Genomic DNA, 22,395 nt, shown 5'->3' with positions numbered 1-22,395 from the left:
GAAACCTGTCCGAATTTCTCCCGTTTGTTCACTTTGCGTACGCCGGCCGTACATGTGCGTTACCAAGCATGTGCGCCCATGGAGATCCCGAGAACCGGTGTGCCGGAGGCGTTGGCCAACCGGCTGTCCATGGCCGAACAGCACGACTACCTGAGGTCTCGCCGCAGTGTGCTGCGGGGCGGCCTGCTGGTCGGCGCGGCGGTCGCCGCCGGCCCGGCCTTCCTGCCCGGCATCGCCTACGCCGAGGGCAGTCAGGTCACCCCGACCGCCCGCCACCTGGCCTTCGGCCGCAACCCGCGCACCGAGATGCGGGTCGGCTGGCAGGTGCCGACCCCGGTGCGCAAGCCGTTCGTGCGCGTGGGCGCCGACCCCAAGCACCTGTCCCAGCGCATCCCGGCCGAGGTCCGGGCCCTGCACTCCGAGGTCCCCGGCGTGATCGCGCCGTACGACCAGTACTACCTGCACGCCGACCTGTGCGGCCTGCACCCGGGCCGGACCTACTACTACTCGGTCGGCCACGAGGGCTTCGACGGCACCGCCGTCAGCACCTTCCGCACCGCCCCGGCCCGCTGGCTGCCGACCCGCCCGTTCACCTTCACCGCCTTCGGCGACCAGGGCGTCAGCACCGACGCGCTGGCCGAGAACGGCGTCGTGGCGCAGCAGAACCCGGTGTTCCACCTGCTGGCCGGCGACATCGCCTACGCCGACCCGAACGGCGCCGGCAAGCCGATCGGCGGCAAGCCGGACGCCGACCACGACACCTTCGACCCGAAGGTCTGGGACGCCTACCTGACCCAGATCGAGCCGGTCGCGTCCAAGGTGCCGTGGATGGTCGCCACCGGCAACCACGACATGGAGGCGCTCTACACCGACAACGGCTACGGCGGCCAGACCGCGCGCTGGGACTTCCCCGGCAACGGCCCGGCGTCCTGCCCGACGGTGTACTCCTTCATCTACGGCAACGTCGGCGTGATCTCCCTGGACGCCAACGACGTGTCCAACGAGATCCCGCACAACCTGGGCTACAGCCAGGGCAGCCAGACCGCGTGGCTCAAGCGCCGCCTGGCCTACCTGCGTTCGCAGCCGGACGTGGACTTCATCGTGGTGTTCTTCCACCACTGCGCCTACTCCACGACCAAGAACCACGCCTCCGAGGGCGGCGTGCGCGACCAGTGGACGCCGCTGTTCGACCGGTACGAGGTGGACCTGGTCATCAACGGCCACAACCACGTCTACGAGCGCAGCGACGCCATGCGCGCCGGCCAGGTCAAGACCGAGGTGCCCATCGGCGGCATCGTGCGGCCCGACCGCGACGGCACCGTCTACGCCACCTGCGGGTCTGCCGGCCGCAGCCTGTACGCGTTCCCGGCGCCCGACAGCTACGCCGGCCACGAGATCCCGCTGCGCGAGGTGCCTTCGTACTACTGGGCCAAGGGCGGCGCCAAGGTCACCGAGACCGTCGCCTGGTCCCGGGTCCGCTACACCGGCTACGCCTTCATCGCGCTGGACGTGCAGCCCGCGTTCTTCGGCGGCAAGTCGACGATCACGGTGCGCTGCGTGACCAACCACGGCCAGGAGATCGACCGCTTCGTCATCGAGCGCCGGGCCGGCCTGCACGCCGGCATCGGCCTCGACCTCGGCGGCGACCTCGGCGATCTGTAGTAAATGGGAGGAAGCCGTCCCGCCGCGTGGCTAGCGTGGCGGGATGGCCTCCCGACGCGAGCTGATCGACGCCGCCATCGACCTGATCACCGAGAACTACGTCTTCCCCGACGTGGCCGAGAAGGTCGTGGAGGTGTTGCGCGCCAACGACTACGACCACCTGACCGATATCGACGCGTTCGCCGCGGCGGTCACCGCCGACCTCCAGTCGGTCAACGGGGACAAGCACTTCCGGCTCCTGCACGAGCACCGGCCGCCGCCGGCCCTGGACCCGAGGCACGGCTTCGACAAGGTGGAGGTCCTGGACGGCAACATCGGCTACGTCGAGAACACCCGGCTGCGCGATCCCGCCACCCACGGCGACCTCGCCGCCGCGGCGATGACGCTGGTGGCCGACACCGACGCGCTGATCATCGACCTGCGCCGGTGCCGCGGCGGCGATCCGGCGATGGTGTCGCTGATCTGCGGCTACCTGTTCGACGACTCCACGCACGTCAACGACATCTACCAGCGGGCCGACGGGACCACCGCCCAGTTCTGGACCCCGCCCTACGTGCCGGGCCGGAAGTTCGGCGGCCGCAAGCCGATCTGGGTGCTCACCAGCGCCATCACCTTCTCCGGCGGCGAGGAGCTGGCCTACGACCTCCAGCAGACCGGCCGGGCCACCGTCGTGGGCGAGACCACCCGGGGTGGCGCGCATCCCACCGACTGGCACGAGCTGGCCGACAACCTCTACCTCACGATTCCCGAGGCCCGGTCGATCAACCCCAGGTCCGGCACCAACTGGGAGGCCGTCGGGGTCTCGCCGGACGTCGACTTGCCGGCCGCGCAGGCCCTGGACCACGCCCTGAAACTCGCCCGAAACTTCCTGGCCGAGCCGGGCAACTGAGGCGGGAGCGGGACGTCTTGTGGGTGTCGGATTAGCCCTTCTTGTCCGGGAGAGGCCATGATCAGAACCAAGTCGCTGGCGGCCTTGCTGCTCGCCCTGCTCGCGCTCGTCGCCGTCGCCCCGTCGGCCAGCGCCGCCCCCAGCGACACCGCCGCACGCTTGACCAACATCCGGGTCGGCGCGCACGACACCTACGACCGCGTCGTGCTCGACTTGACCAGCCTGCCGACCTACAGCTACGACTTCACCAGCCAGCTCTACTACGACCCGAGCGGCCGGCCGGTGACCATCCCCGGCGCCACGTTCGTCCGGCTGGTGATGCAGGGCGCCACCAGCTACGACGACAACGGCAACCCCACCTACACCGGCCCGCGCACCATCACCACCCCGCAGCTGACCAACGTCCAGGCGGTGGCGATCATCGGCGACTTCGAGCACGTGCTCAGCGTCGGCCTCGGCCTCAAACACACGGCCACCGTGCACGTTTTCACTCTCACGGCGCCGAATCGCCTGGTAATCGACGTGGGCCACTGATTGCGGGCAGTGATCGGCTCGCCACCCCTTTGACCGATGACCGTGCCGCCGCCAGCCCGTAAGTTGGGCGCGTCAGGGTCCCCTAACTGGGAGGTTCCTATGGAGAGCGGCCTGCTGATCAGCGTCGAAGCCCTCGAGTCCGCGGTCGACCGCGGCAAGGCCAACGGCGCGGTTGCCGACAACGACGGCAACGACTGAGTGACCGGCATTCCCACCCTGGCTGACCTCGTCGCACCGATCGAGGTCAGCCAGTTCTTTGCCGCGGTGCAGGGCCGGACCCACCGGCGGTTCGCCGGCCAGGCCGGCCGGTTCGCCCAGCTGCTGCCCTGGGCCGACCTGAACCGGGCGCTGCGTCAGCACCGGCTGGACTTCCCGCGGCTGCGGCTGGCCCAGGACGGCGACGTGGTGCCCGTGCACACGTACACCGAGATGGTCGACACCCGCCGCAACGGGCAGGTGCCCAGGCTGCTCAACGCGCCGCTGTCGGAGCGGCTGCGGGCCGGCGCCACCCTGGTCGTGGACTCCGTGCAGGAGATGTTCGATCCGGTGGGGGAGCTGGCCGCCGGCCTCGAGCACGACCTGCGGGAGAAGATCCAGGTCAACCTGTACGCCGGCTGGGGCGCCACGCACGGCTTCGACGTGCACTGGGACGACCACGACGCGTTCATCATCCAGATCGCCGGCCGCAAGCGCTGGCGCATGCACGGCGTGAGCCGCCCGTTCCCGTTGCAGCGGGACACCGAGTTGCCGACCCGCCCCGAGGGCGAGCCGATCGACGACTTCATGATGGAAGACGGCGACGTGCTGTACCTGCCGCGCGGGCACTGGCACGACGTGTCGGCTATCGGGGAGCAGTCGCTGCACCTGACCATCGGCTTCAACCGGGCGACCGGCGTGGACCTGGTGGCCTGGCTGGCCGACCAGCTGCGGGTGGACGAGCTGTTCCGCTCCGACCTGCCGCGTTTCGGGTCGGCCGAGGACCGTCTCGACCGGGCTCGTCAGCTGCGGGAGAAGCTGGTCGCGCGGCTGACCGACGACGTGGTGGACCGGTTCCTGACCGACCGCGACGCCCAGGCCCCCGTGCACAGCCGGCTCGGCCTGCCGTTCACGGCGACCCCGGGCCTGCTGCCCGAGGGCGACGAGGCGGAGGTGCTGCTGGTCGCGCCGCGGGCCGTGCTGGAGCGGACGGAGGCCACGGTCGCGCTGTCGGCGGCCGGGAAACGCCTGGTCTTCGCGGCCGCCGCCGCTCCGATCCTGGAGGCGCTGCTGCCGGCGCAGCCGTTGTCCGTCAAGACTTTGGTCGAGGTCGGCGCGCCGACCCTCGATCGGGGGACGGTTCGGGCACTCCTGGGCGAGTTGGTCACCCACGGGGTGCTGTCTCCGCTCTAACGGTGTAGAGTTAGGTATGCCTAAGGTAACTTCCGAGGATGCCGCACGAGGCTGTGCCTTCGTGACCAGGCTGCTCGGTGGCAACCCGGCCGGGACCGCGGCCCTGATGACCTCGTGGCTGCTCATCGAGCAGCCCGGGCCGTGGCCGGCCGACGCGTTGGAGACCGTGTTGGGCAAGGCCTTTCCGGCGGGGCGGATGGAGCAGCTGCGGGCCCGTGGCCTGCGCCCGCTGCTCATCCGCACCCCCGGCCGGCACCAGCGCGACCAGCAGGCGACACGGACGGTCTTCGTCGCCAGCGGTGTGCCCGGGGCCCGCTGGCTGGAACGTCTCGTGATCAACGACCTCTCGGAGCTGGCCGCCATCGACCTGGAGGCCGTCGTCGACGGTCGCCCCGGCCATGGCGAGCCGGTCTCCACCCCGCTGTTCCTGGCCTGCACCCATGGGGCCAAGGACATGTGCTGCGCCGTGCTCGGCCGCCCCGTCGCCGCCGCGCTGGCCGAGAACCACCCCGGCCTGTCGTGGGAGGTCAGCCATGTGGGTGGCGACCGCTGGGCCGGCAACCTGCTCGTCGTGCCCGACGGCTTCCTGCACGGGCAGCTCACCCCGGCCGAGGCCGTGCTGGTGGCCAAGGACGCGTTGAAGGGGCAGGTGCAGCTGGAGCAGCTGCGCGGCCGCACCGCATCGCCGACCCAGTGGACCCAGTACGCCGAGATCGTCGTCCGCCGGCACGCCGGCCTGCGCGGCCTCGACGACGCCGTCGCCACCGGTGAGCGGCTCAACGCCGATGACACCCGAACGGTGACCGTTCGCTGCCCGTTCGGGGTGTACGAGGTGACCATCGGCAAGGAGGCCGCCGACCGTGCCGGCTCCAGCCGCTGCGCCGGCCGCGTCGCCCCCACCGGCTTCCACGCCGACACCCCCCGCCTCCTGGCCACCGTCTGACCGCACCTTCACCGCTTGGAAGGCGGCTTTCCTCCACTCCGAGTGGAGGAAAGCCGCCTTCCGACACTTCGGGCCGCCGGCAGGCAAGATCAAGGGACCGATCCTGGCGTTCAACGTCAGCATGGGGCCCTTCATGACGTCCCCCAACGCCAGGAAAGACATCCCTTTCACTGCACCGAGCGCCAGTAACGGGCCTTTCACTGCGTCCAGCGCCAGTATCGGGCCTTTCCTGGCATCATCAGCAGGCAAGATCAACTTCTGGGGGTGGGAGGGCTGGTCGGGGTGGGTGGGGAAAATGCCGGGCGATAAGGTGGCGTCCACCCCAAGTCTCGCCTAGGAGGATCCGTGTCACCGGAGTGGATCACCGCGCTGGTGGTGGCCGCCGTCGTCATCGTGCTGGTGGTGGTGGTCGTGTTGGTGATCGTGCTGGTCAAGCTCGGGCGCACGCTGGACGAGGCGACCAAGGCGATCCGCAAGGCGCACGAGAACAGCGAGCCGCTGTTCGTCGAGGCGAACACCACGCTGACCCACGTCAACACCCAGCTGGAGCGGGTGGACGGCATCACCGCCAACGCCCGCGCGGTCAGCGGCAACGTCTCGGCGCTCACGTCGCTGTTCACCGCGACGCTGGGCGGCCCGCTGGTGAAAGCGGCTGCGCTTTCCTACGGGATCAGCAAGGCTGTGCGTGCCCGCCGCGCGAAGACGGCGGCCAAGGAGAACCGGCGACCCAGGCGTGGGAGGCGATGATGCGACGACTGTTCTGGCTCGGCCTCGGCGTCGCCGCCGGCGTCGTGGTGACGCGTAAAGTCGCTGGTATGACCTTCAAGGCCACCCCGGCCGGCGTGGCCGAGAACCTGGGTGACGCCATGCGCGAGATGGCCGGCGCCATCGGCACCTTCGGGGCCGACGTGCGGGCCGGCATGAGCGAGCGCGAGGACGAGCTGGCCCGCGAGGTGCAGGCGAAGACCGGCTACAGCTACTCGCGTAGCGCCGAGGCGCGAGCGCGCAGGGCGGGCGGCAAGTAGTCCCCGCCCGCCGTTCCGCGCCCACCTTCACCTGACATCGCAAGGAATCCAGCCGTGCAGACCCACGAGATCATCAAGCGCTTCCGCGAGCACTTCGAGCGCAACGGCCACACGGTCGTGCCCAGTGCCTCGCTCATCCTCGACGACCCGACGCTGCTGTTCGTCAACGCCGGCATGGTGCCGTTCAAGCCGTACTTCCTCGGCGAGGCCCCGGCCCCGTACAAGCGGGCCACCAGCGTGCAGAAGGTCGTGCGCACGCCGGACATCGACGAGGTCGGCAAGACCACCCGGCACAACACGTTCTTCCAGATGGCCGGCAACTTCTCCTTCGGCGACTACTTCAAGGAAGGCGCCATCACCCTGGCCTGGGAGCTGATCACCAAGTCCCAGGACGACGGCGGCTACGGCTTCGACCCCAACCGCATCTGGGTGACCGTCTACCAGGACGACGACGAGGCCATCGAGCTCTGGCAGAAGATCGCCGGCCTGCCGCCGGAGCGCATCCAGCGCCGCGACGGCCTGGACAACTACTGGGACATGGGCGTGCCCGGCCCCGGCGGCCCCTGCTCGGAGATCTACTACGACCGCGGCCCCGAGCACGGCAAGGACGGCGGCCCGGTCGCCGACGAGGACCGGTACCTGGAGATCTGGAACCTGGTCTTCATGCAGGACGTCCGCGGCGAGCAGAGCCCCAAGTACGGGCACAAGCCGATCGGCGAGCTGCCGGCCAAGAACATCGACACCGGCATGGGCGTCGAGCGGGTGGCCATGTTGCTGCAGAACGTCGAGAACGTCTACGAGACCGACCTGATCCGGGCCGTCATCACCAAGGCCGAGGAGCTGTCGGGCAAGCGCTACGGCGACAACGAGGTCGACGACGTCCGCTTCCGGGTCATCGCCGACCACGCCCGCAGCGGCATCATGATCGTCAACGACGGCGTCACGCCCGGCAACGAGGGCCGCGGCTACGTGCTGCGCCGCCTGCTGCGCCGCATCGTGCGCTCCTCCCGCCTGCTCGGCATCACCGAGCCGGTGCTGGGTACGTTCGCCGCCGTGGTGCGCGACGAGATGGGCCCCTCCTACCCGGACCTGATCACCGGCTTCGAGCGCACGCTGTCGGTGGTGCAGGCCGAGGAGAACGCCTTCCTCACCACGCTGACCGCCGGCTCGCGCATCTTCGAGACCGCCGCCGGCGAGGTCCGCTCGGCCGGCGGCACGGTGCTGCCCGGCGACAAGGCCTTCCAGCTGCACGACACCTACGGCTTCCCGATCGACCTGACCCTGGAGATGGCCTCCGAGCAGGGCCTCAAGGTCGACGAGGACGGCTTCCGCAAGCTCATGGCCGAGCAGCGGGCCCGGGCCAAGGCCGACGCCGCCGCCCGCAAGACCGGCCACGGCGACAAGACCGTCTACCGCGAGCTGCTGGAGCTGGGGGCCACCGAGTTCACCGGCTACGAGGAGCTCGACACCGAGGCCACCGTGCGCGGCCTGATCCGCGAGGGCCAGCGGGTGCGCAGCGCCGGCGAGGGCGAGATCGTCGAGGTCGTGCTGGACCGCACCTCGCTCTACGCCGAGTCCGGCGGCCAGGACAGCGACGCCGGCCTGATCGTGGCCGACGGCGTCGAACTGGAGGTCGTCGACGTCCAGAAGGTCGCCCGCAAGCTGTGGGTGCACCAGGTCCGGGTCGCCCGCGGCGAGGTCGTCGAGGGCCAGCACGTGCTGGCCAAGGTGGACCCGGAGTGGCGCGTCGGCGCCCGCCAGGGCCACTCGGGCACCCACGTCGTGCACGCCGCCCTGCGCCAGGTGCTCGGCCCCAAGGCCTTGCAGAGCGGCTCGTACAACAAGCCCGGCTACCTGCGCCTGGACTTCGCCTGGCAGGGCGGCCTGTCGCCGGAGACCCGGTCGGAGATCGAGGAGGTCTCCAACCTGGCCGTGCGCAAGGACCTGCCGGTCAAGGTCAGGTACGGCACGATCGAGGACGCCCAGCGGCTGGGGGCCATCGCCCTGTTCGGCGAGACCTACGACGAGACCGTGCGCATGGTGGAGATCGGCGGCCCGTGGTCGCTGGAGCTCTGCGGTGGCACGCACGTGGAGCACTCGTCGCAGATCGGCCCGATCACGCTGATCGGCGAGTCCTCGGTCGGCTCCGGCGTGCGCCGCGTCGAGGCCTACGTGGGCATCGAGGCCTTCCACTACCTGGCCCAGGAGCGGGCCCTGGTGCAGAACCTGGCCGGCATGCTCAAGGTGCCCGACGCCGAGGTGCCGGGCCGGGTCGAGGCCCTGGTCGAGCGGCTGCGGGTGGCCGAGAAGGAGCTGGAGAAGCTGCGCGGGGCCCAGCTGCTGTCCTCGGCCGGCACGCTGGCCGACGCCGCCGAGGACCTGGGCGGCACCTTCCTGGTGGCCGCCGCCGCCCCGGCCGGCGTGTCCGGCAACGACCTGCGGACGCTGGCCGTGGACGTGCGGGCCAAGCTCGGCGACAAGCCGGGTGTGGTGGCCCTGTTCTCGGCCGCCGACGACAAGGTCAGCTTCGTGGTGGCCACCACCGCCGCCGGCCGGGACAAGGGCCTGGCCGCCGGCAAGCTGGTGCCGGTGTTCGGCCCGGCCATCGGCGGCCGGGGCGGCGGCAAGCCCGACCTGGCCCAGGGCGGCGGCACCCAGCCGAGTGGCATTCCGGACGCCATCGCCGCCCTGCGGACGGAGATCCGTGGCTCGTAGCAAGGACAGGCGGCGGCCCGAGCCCGAGTACCTCTCGGACGCGGGCCGCCGGCTCGGCGTCGACGTCGGCTCCGTGCGGGTCGGCGTCGCGTTGAGCGACCCGTCGCCGATGCTGGCATCGCCGCTGGTCACGCTGCCGCGTGCGGGCAGCGTGGACGCGTTGGTGGCGTTGGCGGCCGAGCACGAGGTGGTGGAGCTGGTCGTCGGGCTGCCCCGGACGCTGGCCGGCCGGCACGGCACGGCGGCGGAGATCGCCACCGAGTTCGCCGGCCAGCTGGCTGAACGGCTCGACATGCCGGTGCGTCTAGCCGATGAGAGGCTGACCACGGTCACCGCGACCAGGGTGCTCGCCGACGCCGGCGTGCGCGGTCGGCGCCAGCGGGCCGTCGTCGACCAGGCTGCCGCCGTGGAGATCCTCCAGGCGTGGCTGGACGCGCGGGCCGCCGCACTCGCCAGGGAGGGCAGGCCGTGAACGACGTGAACGACGATGTCGACCGCCATGGGGCCGAGCGCTACGACCGGCAGGTCGACGGGCACGATGGCGACGAACTCGACCTGTTCGAGAGCGATGAGGAGGCGCCGGCCGGCAAGCGCAAGCCGCGCCGCCGGACGATCCTGCTGGCCGTCGCGCTGGTGGTGCTGATCGCCGGCGGCTGGGGCGCGTACTACGGGGCCGGCGTGCTCCTCGGCGTCGGCGGCTACGGCAACTACGGCGGCGACGGCGACTCGGACGTGCTGGTCCAGATCGACAACGGGGCCACCACCCGGGACATCGCCGAGAAGCTCCAGGCCGACGACGTGGTGCGCACCGTGCGGGCGTTCCTCAACGCATCGGCCGGCAACACCGAGGTCGCCAACGTGCAGCCCGGCTACTACGTCATGAAGACGCACATGTCCGGCGACGCGGCGGTGACCCGCCTGGTCGCGCCGGCCAGCCGCGTCGGCAACGTGCAGATCAAGGCGGGCGAGCAGCTCGACGACACCAAGAACCCCGACAACTCCACCAAGCCCGGCATCCTGTCCGAGATCGCCGCCGCCAGCTGTGTGACGCTGAACGGCGACAAGAAGTGCGTGTCCGCCGACGACCTGCACAAGGCCGCGGAGACCGCGGACCCGGCGAAGCTCGGCCTCCCCGACTGGGCCGTGCCCACGGTGGCCAAGGCCGATCCGAAGCACCGGCTGGAGGGCCTGATCGTCTCCGGCGTGTACGACATCCGGCCCGGCGGCGACGCCGTCACCACGCTGCGGTCCATGCTGTCGCAGTCCGCGGCCAAGCTGAGCACGCTGCCGCAGACCTCGCAGGACACCGGCCTGTCGCCGTACCAGATCCTGACCATCGCCTCGCTGATCGAGCGCGAGGCGATCACGTCCGACTTCACCAAGGTCTCCCGGGTGATCTACAACCGGCTGGCCCAGGGCATCCCGATGGGCGACGACTCCACCATCAACTACGTGCTCGACCAGCCGCTGCTGGCCACCTCGACCGCGGACCGGAACAGGCCCGGCCCGTACAACACGTACCTCAACGTCGGCCTGACCCCGACGCCGATCTCGTCGCCGAGCCAGGACGCGCTCGACGCGGCCCAGAAGCCGGCCGACGGGCCGTGGCTGTTCTTCGTCAAGTGCGACAAGGCCGGCAACTCCTGCTTCGGCGTGACGCAGGCCGACCAGAACGCCAACGTCGACAAGGCCCACGCGGCCGGGGTGTTCTAGTGGGCGCTCGCCGCGCCGCCGTGCTCGGATCGCCGATCGAGCACTCGCTGTCCCCGGTGCTGCACGAGGCCGCGTACCGCGAGCTGGGGCTGTCGGACTGGACGTTCTCGCGGGTGCGGTGCGAGGCCGACGAGCTGCCCGGGCTGATGGACGGCCTGGGGCCGGAGTGGGCCGGGGTCGCGGTGACCATGCCCGGCAAGCGGGCCGCGCTGGCGTACGCCGCCGAGCGCACCCGCGTCGCCGAGCTGGTCGGTGCGGCCAACACCTTGGTGCCGCGGGCTTGCGGCGGCTGGCTGGCCGACTGCACCGATGTCGAGGGTGTCGTCGGCTCCGTGCGGGCGGCCGGCGGCGTGCGGTCCGGCGGCCGGGCCGTGGTGTTAGGCGCGGGCGGGACCGCCACGGCGGCGCTGACCGCCTTGGAGGCGCTGGAGATTCCGTCCGCGACGATCGTCGTGCGGGACCCGGCCCGGGCCGGCGAGGCGCTGGCCTGCGCCGCACGGGTGGGCATCGCGGCCGAGGTCGTGCGCTGGGACGCCGTGGACTTCGCGGCGCTGTGCGGGGGAGCGGAGCTGGTCGTCAGCACCGTGCCGACCGGGGCTGTGGAGCCGGTGGCCGGGGACATCGTCCGGGCCGGCTGCGTCTTCGACGTCATCTATCACCCGTGGCCCACGCCGCTGGCCCAGGCCGCGGGGGAGCGAGGCGCCCGGGTCGTCACCGGTCTGGACATGCTGCTGCACCAGGCCTTCGCCCAGGTCCACTGGTTCACCGGCCAGCAGGCCCCACGCGAGGCCATGCGCCAAGCCCTCCGCTCCGCCACCGCCACCCACCTCCCGCTCCCCGTCTAACCTCCAGGCCGAATGCGGATTTCCGGTCGACACCGGCCGTCATCGCCGCGTCGCGCACCGCCATCGCCCGGGCCGATCCGGCCCAATCCGCCCGGGCAATTCCCTTGGGACGGTTGGCTTGCCGCCGGTTCGGCCTCTTGACACCCGTGATCGCCGGGCGCAGGGTGTGGCCACCAATTGGTGTAGACCAAACAGGGAGCTGTCCATGCCCCGCAGCACCAGAAGTCGGGTCGCCATCGCCGCGGCCGTTGTCGCGATGGCCGGCCCGTTGACGGCGGCGCCGGCCGTCGCCCAGACCGCCGCCCCGGCCAACCGGCACGACGACGGCCGCGTCGTGTCGGCCTACTTCGCCGACTGGGACGTCTACGGACGCGGCTACAACGTCAAGGACATCCCGGCCGACAAGATCAACGTCATCCAGTACGCCTTCGCCGCGCCCACCTTCGACAAGGCCACCGGCGCGGTCGGCTGCTCGGTGCTGGACCCGTGGGCCGACTACCAGCGGCCGATCGACGCGTCGCTGGCCGTGGACGGCGTGGGCGACGTCGCCGGGCAGGCGCTGTTCGGCAACTTCAACCAGATCCTCAAGCTCAAGAAGGCCCACCCCGGTCTGAAGGTCGAGATCTCCATCGGCGGCTGGACCAAGTCCACCTGGTTCGCCGACGTCGCGGCGACCGCGCAGCGGCGGCAGGACTTCGTCAAGTCCTGTGTGGACACCTTCGTCAACGGCGACATCCCCGGCCTGGCCCCGGGCGCGGCCAAGGGCGTCTTCGACGGCGTCGACATCGACTGGGAGTACCCGACCCAGCTGGCCGGCGGCAACGTCGACTACGGCCCCGCCGACAAGCACAACGCCACGCTGCTGATGCAGGAGTTCCGTCGCCAGCTCGGGCCGGACCACCTGCTGACCGCCGCCCTGCCGGCCACTTCCAAGGCCGGCCAGTACTGGGAGCTCCCGGCCGCCGTCGCGCCGATGAGCTGGGTCAACGTCATGACCTACGACTACAACGTGCCCGGCGGCGGCATCGCCGCCCCGGACACGCTGTTCACCCGGGACAGTCGTGACCCCGGCGCCGCCGACCCGACCTGGAACACCGTCGGCACCGTCGCCTACTACCTGGCCAAGGGCGTGCCGGCCAACAAGATCGTTGTCGGCGTTCCCTTCTACGGCAACGAATACCTGCGGGCCGGCGGGCTGTACGCCAAGGCCGACAACAGCGGCCAGGACGCCAACAGCCTGGCCTGGGACGCCAAGCCCCAGCCGACCTACCACGATCTCGTCGACACCGCCGGGATCGTCGGCGCCAACGGCTACGCGAGGAACTGGAACGTCCAGGCCGGCGAGCCCTGGCTGTTCAACCCGGCCGGCGCGCACAACCTGTGCGGCGCCTTCAACGCCGACGGCACGTGCGCGACTCCTTACGTGGCAACCGTTCCCACGGTGATCACGTACTCAGACCCGAAGTCGATCGGCGAGCGCACCGCGCTGATCAAGGCCGCCGGCCTGCGGGGCGCGATGGCCTGGGAGATCAGCCAGGACTCCGACAGCCACGCCCTCATCTCGGCCCTGTCCCCGCTGCTGCGCTGACCCTCGGCGGGCCCCGCAAGAAACGACAGGAAAGGCCCTTTCACTGCACGGCAGTGAAAGGGCCTTTCCTGTCATCGGACGGAGCGGAGCGGGGGTGGGCTCAGCCGTCGAGGTCGGTGGTGATGACGTCCGCGACGGCGGCCAGCGCCTCGTCGGCGCCCGCGCCCTCGGCGGACAGGATCACCTCGTCACCGTGCATGGCGCCGAGCGTCATGAGGCCCAGGACGCTGGCGGCGTCCACCTGCTCGCCACCCTCCTTGCGGATGGAGACGGGCACGGCCTGCCCGGCCGCCGCCTTGGCCAGCAGCGCGGCCGGCCGAGCGTGCAAACCAACCTTGCTGGCCACGGTGACCCGAAGTTCCGGCATGGTCTTCCCTTTCGTGCGGTGTGGCGGTCCTACTTGGACTGACGGCTGCGCGGGGCGGTCTCGGCGACCGCGCCGCCGCCCTCCAACTGCTCGTCGGCGTCGTCCTCACGGCCCGGCGTGCGCAGGTTCCACCTGGTGATGACGAAGCGGAACACGAAGTAGTAGATCACGCCGTAGATCACGCCGATGATCAACAACAGCCAGGGCTTCTGGGCGATGCCCCAGTTCAACACGAAGTCGATGCCGCCGGCGGAGAACGTGAACCCGTCGTGGATGCCCAGCGCGTTGACCAGGGCCAGCGAGGTGCCGGTCAGCGCCGCGTGGATGACGTAGAGCGGCCACGCCACGAACATGAACGAGAACTCGATCGGCTCGGTGACGCCGGTCAGGAACGCGGTCAGCGCGGCCGAGATCATGATGCCGCCGACGATCTTCTTCTGGGACGGCTTCGCGGTCTGCCAGATGGCCAGCGCGGCCGCCGGCAGGGCGAACATGAAGATCGGGAAGAAGCCGGTCATGTAGCCGCCGGCGGTGGGGTCGCCGTGGAAGAACCGGGTCAGGTCGCCGGTGTAGTCCTTGCCGTCGGCGCCGGTGAAGTGGCCGCTGAGGAACCACACCACGGAGTTGATGACGTTGTGCAGGCCGAACGGGATCAGCAGCCGGTTGACCACGCCGTAGATGCCGCCGCCGACGACCGGGTTGTTGGAGACGAAGTTGCCGAACGCGGTCAGGCCGTTGTTGAAGATCGGGTACAGCAGGCCGAAGACGATGCCCAGCACGAGCATGACCACCGAGTTGATGATCGGCACGAACCGGCGGCCGCCGAAGAAGGCCAGGTACGGAGGGAGCTTCGTGCGGTAGAAGCGCTGCCACATCAGGGCGGACACGATGCCGACCAGGATGCCGGCGAGCACGCCGTAGGGCCAACCCCCGGGCGGCGTGGGGGTGTCGCCCGCCTTCTTGGCGACCACCGGCGCGAACACCTGGACGACCTGGGTGAACACCACGAAACCGACGACGGCGGCCACCGCGGTCGAGCCGTCGCCCTTGCGGGCGAAGCCGATGGCGATGCCGACCGCGAACAGCAGCGGCAGGTAGTTGAACAAGCCACCGCCGGCGGCGGCGAAGATCGCCGCGACCTTCTGCATGAAGTCGTTCTTGAAACTGCCGAGCAGGTCGTCCTGCCCGAGCCGCAGCAGCAGGCCGGCGGCGGGCAGCGTCGCGATCGGCAGCATCAGGCTCCGACCGAGGCGTTGCAGCCCGGCCAGACCCTTGTTGCCGCCGGCCACCGTGGGGGCGCTGGCACTCATCGGTTTCCTCCGTGGGCGGAAAGCGGACCGGAACCCGGGTCGCCCCGGTCCAATTGCATGGTTACCTGGTAGAGGTCGCCCCGGTACCAGGACGTCATGTCCTCGACGGGCTCGCCGTCAGCGGTCGAGATCCGTCGGAACACCAGCACCGGCGAACCGGTGCGCACCCCCAGCAGCCTCGCCGTCTCGCGGTCGGCCGCCTCGGCCCACACGGTCTGTCGGCCGTGGCTGAGCTGCACGCCGAAATGCTCGGCCATCAGCGTGTACAGCGACCGGGTCAGGTCGAGGTCCAGCAGACCGGGCAGCCGGTGCGGGCTGTACCACCCGCGCTCGACCGCCAGCGGCGTGTCGTCGGCCCGGCGCAACCGGAACAGCCGGTACGCCGGGTCGGCCGGCTCCAGCCCCAGCGCGGCGGCCGCGGCCGGCGGAGGCATCTCGAGGCCGTGCGAGAGCACCTCGGTGCTGGGCGCGTGGCCCCGTCTGCGCATGTCGTCGGTGAAGGACTCCAGGTAGAGCTGGGCCTCCATCCGCCGCTGCGCGGTGAACGTGCCGCGGCCACGCGCCCTGGCCAGAAGTCCCTCCGCCACGAGCTGTCCGACCGCGGCCCGAACCGTGAGCCGCGACACGCCGTACTGCTCGGCGAGGTCGCGTTCGGACGGGATCGGGGAGCCGGGCGGCAGGTCCTGCTGGGCCAGCCTGCGCAGGATTTCCCGCAGTTGGGCGTGCTTGGGCTTGGGGCCGTCGACGATCCGGTCCGGGGCGCCCGACGCGCCGTCGAACGCGGCCATGGCACCTCCTGGGGATTCGTCTCGATTCGGCCCCACCTGTCGATCCTCGCCGCGAACATTGGTACGTTCCGGTCTAGACCAGTGGTGCGGGAAGGGTGCGCCGCCGGGCGACCGGGTGTCAACCGCCGTTACGAGTTCGTGCCACGGACGGCCACCATCCGGCCGACTCGCGTACGACTGGCGGACGTCTTGTCCACAACCGACTAGTGAGAGCGGGCGACCACAAATGGCAGACGACAGGGCGGCTCGGATCATCGCCGCGATCGGTGGCGCGGACAACATCATCGAGATCGAGCCGTGCATCACGCGGTTGCGCTGCGAGCTGGAGGACGGGTCCAAGGTGGACGAGGCCGAGCTCAAGGCGATCGGCGCGCACGGCGTGCTCCGCGCCGGCAGCGTGGTCCAGATCATCGTCGGTCCTGAGGCGGACACCATCGCCTCCGACATCGAGGATCTGCTGTGAGCACCAAGGTTCTGAGCCCGGTGAAGGGCGTGCTTGCGCCGATCACCGAGGTGCCGGACCCGGTGTTCGCGCAGGCGATGGTCGGTCCGGGCGTGGCCGTGCACCCGGAGCTGGCGGCCGGTGACGCGGTGTCCCCCGTGGACGGCACGGTGGTCACGTTGCACCCACACGCGTTCGTGGTCGCGACCGCGGACGGCGCCGCGGTGCTGGTGCACCTGGGCATCGACACCGTCAAGCTCAAGGGCGAGGGTTTCACCCTGCACGTGGTCAAGGGCGAGACGGTGCGCGCGGGCCAGCCGGTGATCAGCTGGGACCCGGCGGCGGTGCAGGAGGGCGGCAAGTCGCCGATCTGCCCGGTGGTGGCGCTGGACGCGACCGCGGAGAACCTGGTCGACGTGCGCGAGCCCGGCCCGGTGGAGGCCGGCGAGGCGCTGTTCACCTGGCAGCGCTGAGCTCGCGGGAGTGGTCCTCCTCCGACGGGAGGACCACTCGCGTCCTCAGTGGACGGTGACGGTGGGTGTATCCCGCGTCACCCAGTGCGGCCCGGGATGCCGGCCTCGGCCGGTCCGCGGGCCGATGTGAAAGGATCCAGGGGTGCTGCGCTGGATCACCGCTGGAGAATCGCACGGACCCGCGCTGGTGGGTGTGCTCGAGGGCATGATCGCCGGAGTGTCCGTGACCACCGAGGACCTCTCGGTGCAACTGGCCCGCCGTCGGCTGGGTTTCGGCCGCAGCCCCCGGATGGACTTCGAGACCGACAAGGTCGAGATCCTCGGCGGCGTGCGGCACGGCCGGACCCAGGGCGGCCCGATCGCCGTGCACATCGAGAACGCCGAGTGGCCCAAGTGGGAGAAGGTCATGGCGGCCGACCCGGTGGACCCGGCCGAGCTGGCGGGCTCCGCGCGCAACGCGCCGCTGACCCGGCCCCGCCCCGGCCACGCGGACCTGCCGGGCATGCAGAAGTACGGCTTCGACGAGGCCCGGCCGGTGCTGGAGCGGGCCAGCGCCCGCGAGACGGCGGAGCGGGTGGCGCTGGGCACGGTGGCCCGCAACCTGCTGCGCCAGGTGCTCAACGCCGAGATCGTCAGCCACGTGGTGTCCATCGGCGCGGCCGAGTGCTCGCCGGACGCCCCGCTGCCCAAGCCCGAGGACCTGGCGGCCATCGACGAGAACCCGGTGCGGGCCTTCGACGCGGCCGGCACCGAGGCGATGGTGGCCGAGGTCGACGCGGCCAAGAAGGACGGCGACACGCTGGGCGGCGTGATCGAGGCGATCGTCTACGGCCTGCCGCCGGGCCTGGGCTCGCACGTGCACTGGGACCGCCGCCTCGACGCCCGGCTGGCCGGCGCGCTGATGGGCATCCAGGCGATGAAGGGCGTGGAGATCGGCGACGGCTTCACCACCGCCCACCGGCGCGGCAGCCAGGCCCACGACGAGATCGACCGCGGCCCGGGCGTGACCGGTGTGACGCGGCGGTCCAACCGGGCCGGCGGGCTGGAGGGCGGCATCACCAACGGCGAGCCGCTGCGGGTGCGGGTGGCGATGAAGCCCATCTCCACCGTGCCGCGCGCGCTGGCCACGGTCGACGTGCAGACCGGCGAGCCGGCGGTGGCGATCCACCAGCGTTCCGACATCTGCGCGGTGCCCCGGGCCGGCGTGGTGGTGGAGTCGGTGGTGGCGCTGGTGGTGGCCGACGCGCTGCTGGAGAAGTTCGGCGGCGACTCGCTGTCGGAGACCAGGCACAACGTGGAGGGCTACCTCAAGTCGCTCCAGGACCGGTGGTGAGCCCCCGAGCGGTCGTCGTCGGGCCGCCGGGAGCGGGCAAGACCACCGTCGGGGAGCTGCTGGCGCAGCGGCTGGGCGTGGCGTTCCGGGACGTGGACGCCGACATCGTCGAGCGGGCCGGCAAGCCGATCTCCGACATCTTCACCGACGACGGCGAGCCGGAGTTCCGGCGCATCGAGCGGGAGGCCGTGGCGTCGGCGCTGGCCGAGCACGACGGCGTGCTGGCGCTGGGCGGCGGCGCGGTGCTGGCCGACGAGACGCGCAAGCTGCTGGCCGAGCACACGGTGGTGTTCCTCAACGTGGGCATGGCCGAGGGCGTGCGCCGCACCGGCCTGTCGACCGCGCGGCCGCTGCTGGCCGGGGTGAACCCCCGGGCCACCTTCCGGGCGCTGCTGGAGGCCCGGCTGCCGCTGTACCGCGAGGTCGCCACCGTGGAGATCGACACCGACAAGCACGAACCGGCGGGCATCGTCGACGAGGTCGTCGCGGCGCTGGCCAACAACGAGGGAAGCTGATGTCCGAACCGACCCGGATCCACGTCGCCGCCGAGCGTCCCTATGACGTGATCGTCGGCCGAGGGCTGCTCGGGGACCTGGTCGACACGCTCAAGGGCGTGCCGACGGTGGCGATCCTGCACCAGCCGACGCTGACCGCGACCGCAGAGGCGGTCCGCGAGGAGCTGGAGCAGGCCGGCATCGACGCGCACCGGGTGGAGATCCCGGACGCCGAGGACGGCAAGGCGCTCGCGGTCGCCGGCTTCGCCTGGGAGGTCCTGGGCCGCATCGGCCTGGACCGCACCGGCGCGGTGATCGGCCTGGGCGGCGGCGCGGTGACCGACCTGGCCGGCTTCGTGGCTGGCACGTGGCTGCGCGGCGTGAAGGTCGTGCACGTGCCGACCACGCTGCTGGGCATGGTCGACGCGGCGGTCGGCGGCAAGGCCGGCATCAACACCGAGGCCGGCAAGAACCTGGTCGGCGTGTTCCATGAGCCGACGGCGGTGCTGGTCGACCTGGCCACGCTGGAGACGTTGCCGCCCAACGAGCTGGTCGCCGGCATGGCCGAGGTGGTGAAGGCCGGTTTTCTGTCCGACCCGCGGATCCTGGAGCTGATCGAGGCCGACCCGAAGGCGGCGGTGGACCCGACCGGCGAGGTCATCGGCGAGCTGGTCGTGCGGGCCATCCAGTACAAGGCGAACGTGGTGTCCGGCGACCTGCGTGAGGCCGGGCAGCGGGAGTTCCTGAACTACGGCCACACCCTGGGCCATGCCATCGAACGCCGCGAGCGCTACCGCTGGCGTCACGGCGCGGCGGTCAGCGTGGGCCTGGTGTTCGCGGCCGAGCTGTCGCGGCTGGCCGGCCGGCTGGACGACGCGACCGCCGACCGGCACCGCACCGTGCTGACCTCGCTGGGGCTGCCGGTGAACTACGAGCCGGGCGCGCTGCCGCAGCTGATGGAGGGCATGCGCAACGACAAGAAGACCAGGGCCGGCGTGCTGCGCTTCGTGGTGCTGGACGGGCTGGCCAAGCCGGGCCGGCTGGAGGGCCCGGACCCGAGCCTGATCGCCGCCGCCTACTCGGTGATCGCCGGCGACGACACGCCCAGCGGAAAGGTCTTGCTGTGAAGCGGGTTTTTGTCCTCAACGGCCCCAACCTCGGCCGGCTCGGCGCGCGTGAGCCGCTGATCTACGGCAGCACCACGCACGCCGACCTGGTGGAGCTGTGCGTGAACGCCGGCAAGGAGCTGGGGCTGGACGTGGAGGTGCGCCAGACCGACTCCGAGGGCGAGATGATCGGCTGGCTGCACGAGGCCGCCGACGCCGAGATCCCGGTGGTGCTCAACGGGGCGGCGTGGACGCACTACTCGATCGCCATCCGGGACGCCTGCTCGCAGCTGACCTCGAAGCTGGTCGAGGTGCACATCAGCAATATCCACAAGCGCGAGGAGTTCCGGCAGCACAGCGTGATCTCGGCGGTGGCCGAGGGCGTGATCGCCGGGCTCGGCGTGGACGGGTACGAGTTGGCGCTGCGCTGGATCGCCAGGAACGTGTAACCCACACGGGTGACGGGATTCCCTAGACTGGCCGGGAGTCCCTGTCACCTGATCGTGGAGGTAGCCCCGGCATGCCGAGACCCCTCAGGGCCATGGCGAGCACGGCCGGTTACCTAGCCGCCGCTGTCCTGCTGGCGGCGTGCGGCAGCGCCGAGGGCACCACCCAGCCGCCGCCCGCGCCGACCGCGGTGCAGCTGCACCCCGACCAGCCGGCGGCGGACGCCGCCGAGGCCCCGTTACGCACCGACCGGGCCAGACAGTCGGCCGGCACGCTGCTGTCCGGCGGGCCGGCCGCCCCGTACAACTACGCCCCGACGGCCGTGCTGGACGGCGGTCAGTATCGGATCTGGTGGTGCAGTCAGCTTCCCGGCGTCGGGGTCCCCGGCGACGACGTGCTGACGTCCGCCGCGAGCGCGGCGACCGGGCCCTTCCCCGACGGAACGGCGGTTCTGCACGGCTCCGGCGAGGGATTCGACGCCGTGCACACCTGCGACCCCTCGGTCATCCGGGTCAACGGCATCTACTACATGTACTACACCGGCGCCGCCGGCGACGCGCCGTTCGGCAATGCCATCGGCCTGGCGACCAGCGGCGACGGCGTGCACTGGGACCGCAAGCCCACTCCCGTCGTCCTGCCGTCGATGGAGGTCAAGCGGGCCAACACCTACGGCGTCGGGCAGCCGTCGGTGCTGCGGCTGGACGGCTGGTTCTACCTGATGTTCACCGACACCACCGCCGGCGCCGCGAACTCGGCCGGGGCCGGGCAGTTCGTGCTCCGGTCGCCGGACGCGACGTTCGCGACCAGCGTGCAGGCGTTGACCCCCACGGGTTTCCAGGATGTCGCCAATACCCATGACAGGCGGTCGTTGTCCATCTCCGACGCCTACAGCGCCGACTGGATGTGGGTGGACGCCCTCAACGCCTTCGCCCTCGCCCATGAGGTGGACGGCAAGGGCACGGTGATCTCGTTCTGGGACAGGGACTTCACCACGCATCCGTACCAGGACGTGGTGCTCGGCGGGCCATGGAAGGAGGGCCCCGGGCTGGTGCGCCGCATCGACGGGCACGCCCCGGCCGGGGCCGAGGATCCGTGCACGCGGGTGCCGGTCGACGTGGTGCGGGCCACTGGCGACACCGGTGACGGGCCGACCTCGCTGCGCCTGTTCGGGCTGGACATCGCCAACGCCGACGGCTGCCGGTCGCTGGCCACTGCCGACGGTGTGGCCATGCCCTCGCCGGACCGGATGGTGGTGCTGGTCGTCGGCGGCCGGCTGGTGAAGATCGAGCGGCGGTCCGTGTCCGCGCAGATCGCCGTGAAGGTGCTGGACAAGCCGGTGCCGGGGCTGGACTCGCTGCCCGTGGTGGCGACCATCAAGGCCGGCGCCCCGGTGCTGCACGCGCCCGACCGGCCGTACGCGTTCGTCGCCGACGGCAAGCTGTGGCCGGTCGGGCCGGCGGCGGTGTCGGCCAACTCCTCACCCGTCACCGAGACGAGCGACGCCGACTGGGACTCCCACCCGCAGGGCGGCGACCTGTCAGCGTTCCGAGGTAACTGACGGCTTGTCACCAACCGGCCGGGCGGTCCGCCCGATCAACAATCCGATCCCGGCCGGCACCAACACCAGCAGGGCGATGAACGCGGCCCCGCCGGTGATCGCCACCGGCAGCGCCTCCACGCCCGTGTCGTCCACGAACAGGCCCTGGCCGATCACACCCAGCACCCCGCCGACCGGCCCCGCCAGCAAGGCTGCCTTGAACCACACCATGCCGTAGCGCTCCCGGCCCAGCCAGCCGTCCAAGCCGGCCCACAGCACCGCCACGCCCACCAGCACCCCCAGCGCCGTCGGCCGCAGCCAGCCGATCGCCGCCGGGTTGCCGGCCCGCACCCAGGCCTCGCCGGTCTGCACCGCCGCGTGCACCACCGCCAGCACCAGCCCGCGCAGCAACCACGCCCTCATCGCCCCAGCCTAAGCCTCCGTGCCCTCTCAGCTTCAAGGGTTCCGGGTATGTCGGGTGTGCGGGTTGGATCTGTTGGTGGGTGGGTGGGTGGGTGGGTGCGGTTGTGGTTCTGGTGCCCGCGCCGCGCGGTTGCCGGGGGGTGGGGTTTGCGGTGAGGGGTGGGGGTTGTTGTTCGGTTGGGGATGGGGTGGGGGCTGTTTTGTGGGGTGGGGGTTGTTGTGTGGTTGGGGGTGGGGTGGGGCGGTGGGTTGGTGGCTCCGGGTGGATTTTTTTTTGAGGCCTCATGGCGATGGCGTATAGATGCGCAATAGGGCAGGCTCCGCCAGCCACCAAAACCAAAAAACATATTCCAAACCCCCCCACCACACAAA

At 71.1% G+C, this 22,395-nt stretch carries 23 protein-coding genes; 19 read left to right on the top strand and 4 right to left on the bottom strand.

Features of this window, described 5'->3' with window-relative positions; translation table 11 throughout:
- The first annotated feature begins 78 nt into the window (after positions 1-78).
- The 12 genes from ACIG5F_RS34915 (at position 79) to ACIG5F_RS34860 (ending at position 13,303) form a co-directional block, all read left to right on the top strand.
- Positions 79-1,662 (top strand): purple acid phosphatase family protein, encoded by a 1,584-nt coding sequence (locus ACIG5F_RS34915; RefSeq protein ID WP_396524219.1) that lies wholly within the window; start codon positions 79-81, stop codon positions 1,660-1,662.
- 43 nt (positions 1,663-1,705) lie between these two features.
- Positions 1,706-2,551: a S41 family peptidase gene (locus tag ACIG5F_RS34910; RefSeq protein ID WP_396524218.1), complete on the top strand. Its 846-nt coding sequence runs from the start codon at positions 1,706-1,708 to the stop codon at positions 2,549-2,551.
- A gap of 57 nt (positions 2,552-2,608) precedes the next feature.
- On the top strand, positions 2,609-3,085 hold the full coding sequence (locus ACIG5F_RS34905) for a hypothetical protein (RefSeq protein WP_396524217.1): 477 nt from the start codon (positions 2,609-2,611) through the stop codon (positions 3,083-3,085).
- A 198-nt stretch (positions 3,086-3,283) separates the two neighbouring features.
- Positions 3,284-4,474 carry a cupin domain-containing protein gene (locus ACIG5F_RS34900; protein WP_396524216.1) on the top strand — a complete coding sequence of 397 codons (1,191 nt, stop codon included), beginning with the start codon at positions 3,284-3,286 and terminating at the stop codon, positions 4,472-4,474.
- A gap of 61 nt (positions 4,475-4,535) precedes the next feature.
- The gene (locus ACIG5F_RS34895; protein WP_396524215.1) at positions 4,536-5,417 is read left to right on the top strand and encodes a sucrase ferredoxin; all 882 of its coding nucleotides are present in this window, start codon (positions 4,536-4,538) and stop codon (positions 5,415-5,417) included.
- A gap of 345 nt (positions 5,418-5,762) precedes the next feature.
- The gene (locus tag ACIG5F_RS34890) at positions 5,763-6,164 is read left to right on the top strand and encodes a DUF948 domain-containing protein (protein WP_396524213.1); all 402 of its coding nucleotides are present in this window, start codon (positions 5,763-5,765) and stop codon (positions 6,162-6,164) included.
- Positions 6,164-6,442 (top strand): hypothetical protein, encoded by a 279-nt coding sequence (locus tag ACIG5F_RS34885; RefSeq protein ID WP_396524212.1) that lies wholly within the window; start codon positions 6,164-6,166, stop codon positions 6,440-6,442. The genes ACIG5F_RS34890 and ACIG5F_RS34885 overlap by 1 nt, the downstream gene beginning before the upstream one ends.
- A gap of 54 nt (positions 6,443-6,496) precedes the next feature.
- Positions 6,497-9,157, top strand: a complete 2,661-nt coding sequence (alaS, locus tag ACIG5F_RS34880) for an alanine--tRNA ligase (protein ID WP_396524211.1) — start codon at positions 6,497-6,499, stop codon at positions 9,155-9,157.
- On the top strand, positions 9,147-9,629 hold the full coding sequence (gene ruvX / locus ACIG5F_RS34875; protein ID WP_396524210.1) for a Holliday junction resolvase RuvX: 483 nt from the start codon (positions 9,147-9,149) through the stop codon (positions 9,627-9,629). Before alaS ends, ruvX begins: the two co-directional genes overlap by 11 nt.
- Positions 9,626-10,870 (top strand): endolytic transglycosylase MltG, encoded by a 1,245-nt coding sequence (gene mltG, locus ACIG5F_RS34870; protein ID WP_396524209.1) that lies wholly within the window; start codon positions 9,626-9,628, stop codon positions 10,868-10,870. The genes ruvX and mltG overlap by 4 nt, the downstream gene beginning before the upstream one ends.
- Positions 10,870-11,715: a shikimate dehydrogenase gene (locus tag ACIG5F_RS34865; protein WP_396524208.1), complete on the top strand. Its 846-nt coding sequence runs from the start codon at positions 10,870-10,872 to the stop codon at positions 11,713-11,715. The genes mltG and ACIG5F_RS34865 overlap by 1 nt, the downstream gene beginning before the upstream one ends.
- A gap of 205 nt (positions 11,716-11,920) precedes the next feature.
- The gene (locus tag ACIG5F_RS34860) at positions 11,921-13,303 is read left to right on the top strand and encodes a glycoside hydrolase family 18 protein (protein ID WP_396524207.1); all 1,383 of its coding nucleotides are present in this window, start codon (positions 11,921-11,923) and stop codon (positions 13,301-13,303) included.
- A gap of 100 nt (positions 13,304-13,403) precedes the next feature.
- Here the strand turns inward: ACIG5F_RS34860 and ACIG5F_RS34855 are convergent, their stop codons facing one another.
- From ACIG5F_RS34855 to ACIG5F_RS34845, 3 genes are read right to left on the bottom strand one after another with little or no spacing between them, the layout of a single operon-like run.
- Positions 13,404-13,670 (bottom strand): HPr family phosphocarrier protein, encoded by a 267-nt coding sequence (locus tag ACIG5F_RS34855; protein ID WP_396524206.1) that lies wholly within the window; start codon positions 13,668-13,670, stop codon positions 13,404-13,406.
- Between the two features lie 29 nt (positions 13,671-13,699).
- Positions 13,700-14,980, bottom strand: coding sequence for a PTS transporter subunit EIIC (locus ACIG5F_RS34850; protein ID WP_396524205.1), 1,281 nt, complete (start codon positions 14,978-14,980; stop codon positions 13,700-13,702).
- On the bottom strand, positions 14,977-15,768 hold the full coding sequence (locus ACIG5F_RS34845; protein ID WP_396524204.1) for a GntR family transcriptional regulator: 792 nt from the start codon (positions 15,766-15,768) through the stop codon (positions 14,977-14,979). The genes ACIG5F_RS34850 and ACIG5F_RS34845 overlap by 4 nt, the downstream gene beginning before the upstream one ends.
- Between ACIG5F_RS34845 and ACIG5F_RS34840 the strand changes: the two genes are divergently transcribed.
- From ACIG5F_RS34840 to ACIG5F_RS34810, 7 genes are all read left to right on the top strand, one after another.
- The gene (locus ACIG5F_RS34840) at positions 15,767-16,231 is read left to right on the top strand and encodes a glucose PTS transporter subunit EIIB (RefSeq protein WP_396524203.1); all 465 of its coding nucleotides are present in this window, start codon (positions 15,767-15,769) and stop codon (positions 16,229-16,231) included. The genes ACIG5F_RS34845 and ACIG5F_RS34840 overlap by 2 nt on opposite strands.
- Positions 16,228-16,683, top strand: coding sequence for a PTS glucose transporter subunit IIA (locus tag ACIG5F_RS34835; protein WP_396524202.1), 456 nt, complete (start codon positions 16,228-16,230; stop codon positions 16,681-16,683). The genes ACIG5F_RS34840 and ACIG5F_RS34835 overlap by 4 nt, the downstream gene beginning before the upstream one ends.
- A gap of 142 nt (positions 16,684-16,825) precedes the next feature.
- A complete protein-coding gene (aroC, locus tag ACIG5F_RS34830; protein ID WP_396524201.1) occupies positions 16,826-18,016 on the top strand; it encodes a chorismate synthase in 1,191 nt (396 codons plus the stop codon).
- Positions 18,013-18,531 (top strand): shikimate kinase, encoded by a 519-nt coding sequence (locus ACIG5F_RS34825; RefSeq protein WP_396524200.1) that lies wholly within the window; start codon positions 18,013-18,015, stop codon positions 18,529-18,531. The genes aroC and ACIG5F_RS34825 overlap by 4 nt, the downstream gene beginning before the upstream one ends.
- Positions 18,531-19,637, top strand: coding sequence for a 3-dehydroquinate synthase (gene aroB, locus ACIG5F_RS34820; RefSeq protein WP_396524199.1), 1,107 nt, complete (start codon positions 18,531-18,533; stop codon positions 19,635-19,637). The genes ACIG5F_RS34825 and aroB overlap by 1 nt, the downstream gene beginning before the upstream one ends.
- Positions 19,634-20,065, top strand: a complete 432-nt coding sequence (gene aroQ / locus ACIG5F_RS34815) for a type II 3-dehydroquinate dehydratase (RefSeq protein WP_396524198.1) — start codon at positions 19,634-19,636, stop codon at positions 20,063-20,065. The genes aroB and aroQ overlap by 4 nt, the downstream gene beginning before the upstream one ends.
- Positions 20,066-20,136: 71 nt before the next feature.
- Positions 20,137-21,621: a beta-xylosidase gene (locus tag ACIG5F_RS34810; RefSeq protein ID WP_396524197.1), complete on the top strand. Its 1,485-nt coding sequence runs from the start codon at positions 20,137-20,139 to the stop codon at positions 21,619-21,621.
- On the opposite strand, the gene ACIG5F_RS34805 is transcribed toward ACIG5F_RS34810, so the two are convergent.
- Positions 21,601-22,023: a B-4DMT family transporter gene (locus ACIG5F_RS34805; RefSeq protein WP_396524196.1), complete on the bottom strand. Its 423-nt coding sequence runs from the start codon at positions 22,021-22,023 to the stop codon at positions 21,601-21,603. The two genes, ACIG5F_RS34810 and ACIG5F_RS34805, sit on opposite strands and share 21 nt — an antisense overlap.
- Positions 22,024-22,395: the final 372 nt, after the last annotated feature.

Origin of the sequence: Kutzneria sp. NPDC052558, from assembly GCF_044547355.1 — a bacterium.
Lineage (GTDB): Bacteria > Actinomycetota > Actinomycetes > Mycobacteriales > Pseudonocardiaceae > Kutzneria.
The sequence above is the reverse complement of the archived record's forward strand: the minus strand, read 5'-3'. Positions and strand labels throughout refer to the sequence as shown.

Coding starts and splice junctions, on each gene's coding strand:
- ACIG5F_RS34910 (WP_396524218.1), top strand. CDS start 1,706: ATGGCCTCCCGACGCGAGCTGATCGACGCCGCCATCGACCTGATCACC.
- ACIG5F_RS34905 (WP_396524217.1), top strand. CDS start 2,609: ATGATCAGAACCAAGTCGCTGGCGGCCTTGCTGCTCGCCCTGCTCGCG.
- ACIG5F_RS34850 (WP_396524205.1), bottom strand. CDS start 14,980: ATGAGTGCCAGCGCCCCCACGGTGGCCGGCGGCAACAAGGGTCTGGCC.
- ACIG5F_RS34860 (WP_396524207.1), top strand. CDS start 11,921: ATGCCCCGCAGCACCAGAAGTCGGGTCGCCATCGCCGCGGCCGTTGTC.
- ACIG5F_RS34885 (WP_396524212.1), top strand. CDS start 6,164: ATGCGACGACTGTTCTGGCTCGGCCTCGGCGTCGCCGCCGGCGTCGTG.
- ACIG5F_RS34915 (WP_396524219.1), top strand. CDS start 79: ATGGAGATCCCGAGAACCGGTGTGCCGGAGGCGTTGGCCAACCGGCTG.
- aroB (WP_396524199.1), top strand. CDS start 18,531: ATGTCCGAACCGACCCGGATCCACGTCGCCGCCGAGCGTCCCTATGAC.
- ACIG5F_RS34855 (WP_396524206.1), bottom strand. CDS start 13,670: ATGCCGGAACTTCGGGTCACCGTGGCCAGCAAGGTTGGTTTGCACGCT.
- ACIG5F_RS34805 (WP_396524196.1), bottom strand. CDS start 22,023: ATGAGGGCGTGGTTGCTGCGCGGGCTGGTGCTGGCGGTGGTGCACGCG.
- ACIG5F_RS34840 (WP_396524203.1), top strand. CDS start 15,767: ATGGCACCTCCTGGGGATTCGTCTCGATTCGGCCCCACCTGTCGATCC.
- ACIG5F_RS34810 (WP_396524197.1), top strand. CDS start 20,137: ATGCCGAGACCCCTCAGGGCCATGGCGAGCACGGCCGGTTACCTAGCC.
- ACIG5F_RS34845 (WP_396524204.1), bottom strand. CDS start 15,768: ATGGCCGCGTTCGACGGCGCGTCGGGCGCCCCGGACCGGATCGTCGAC.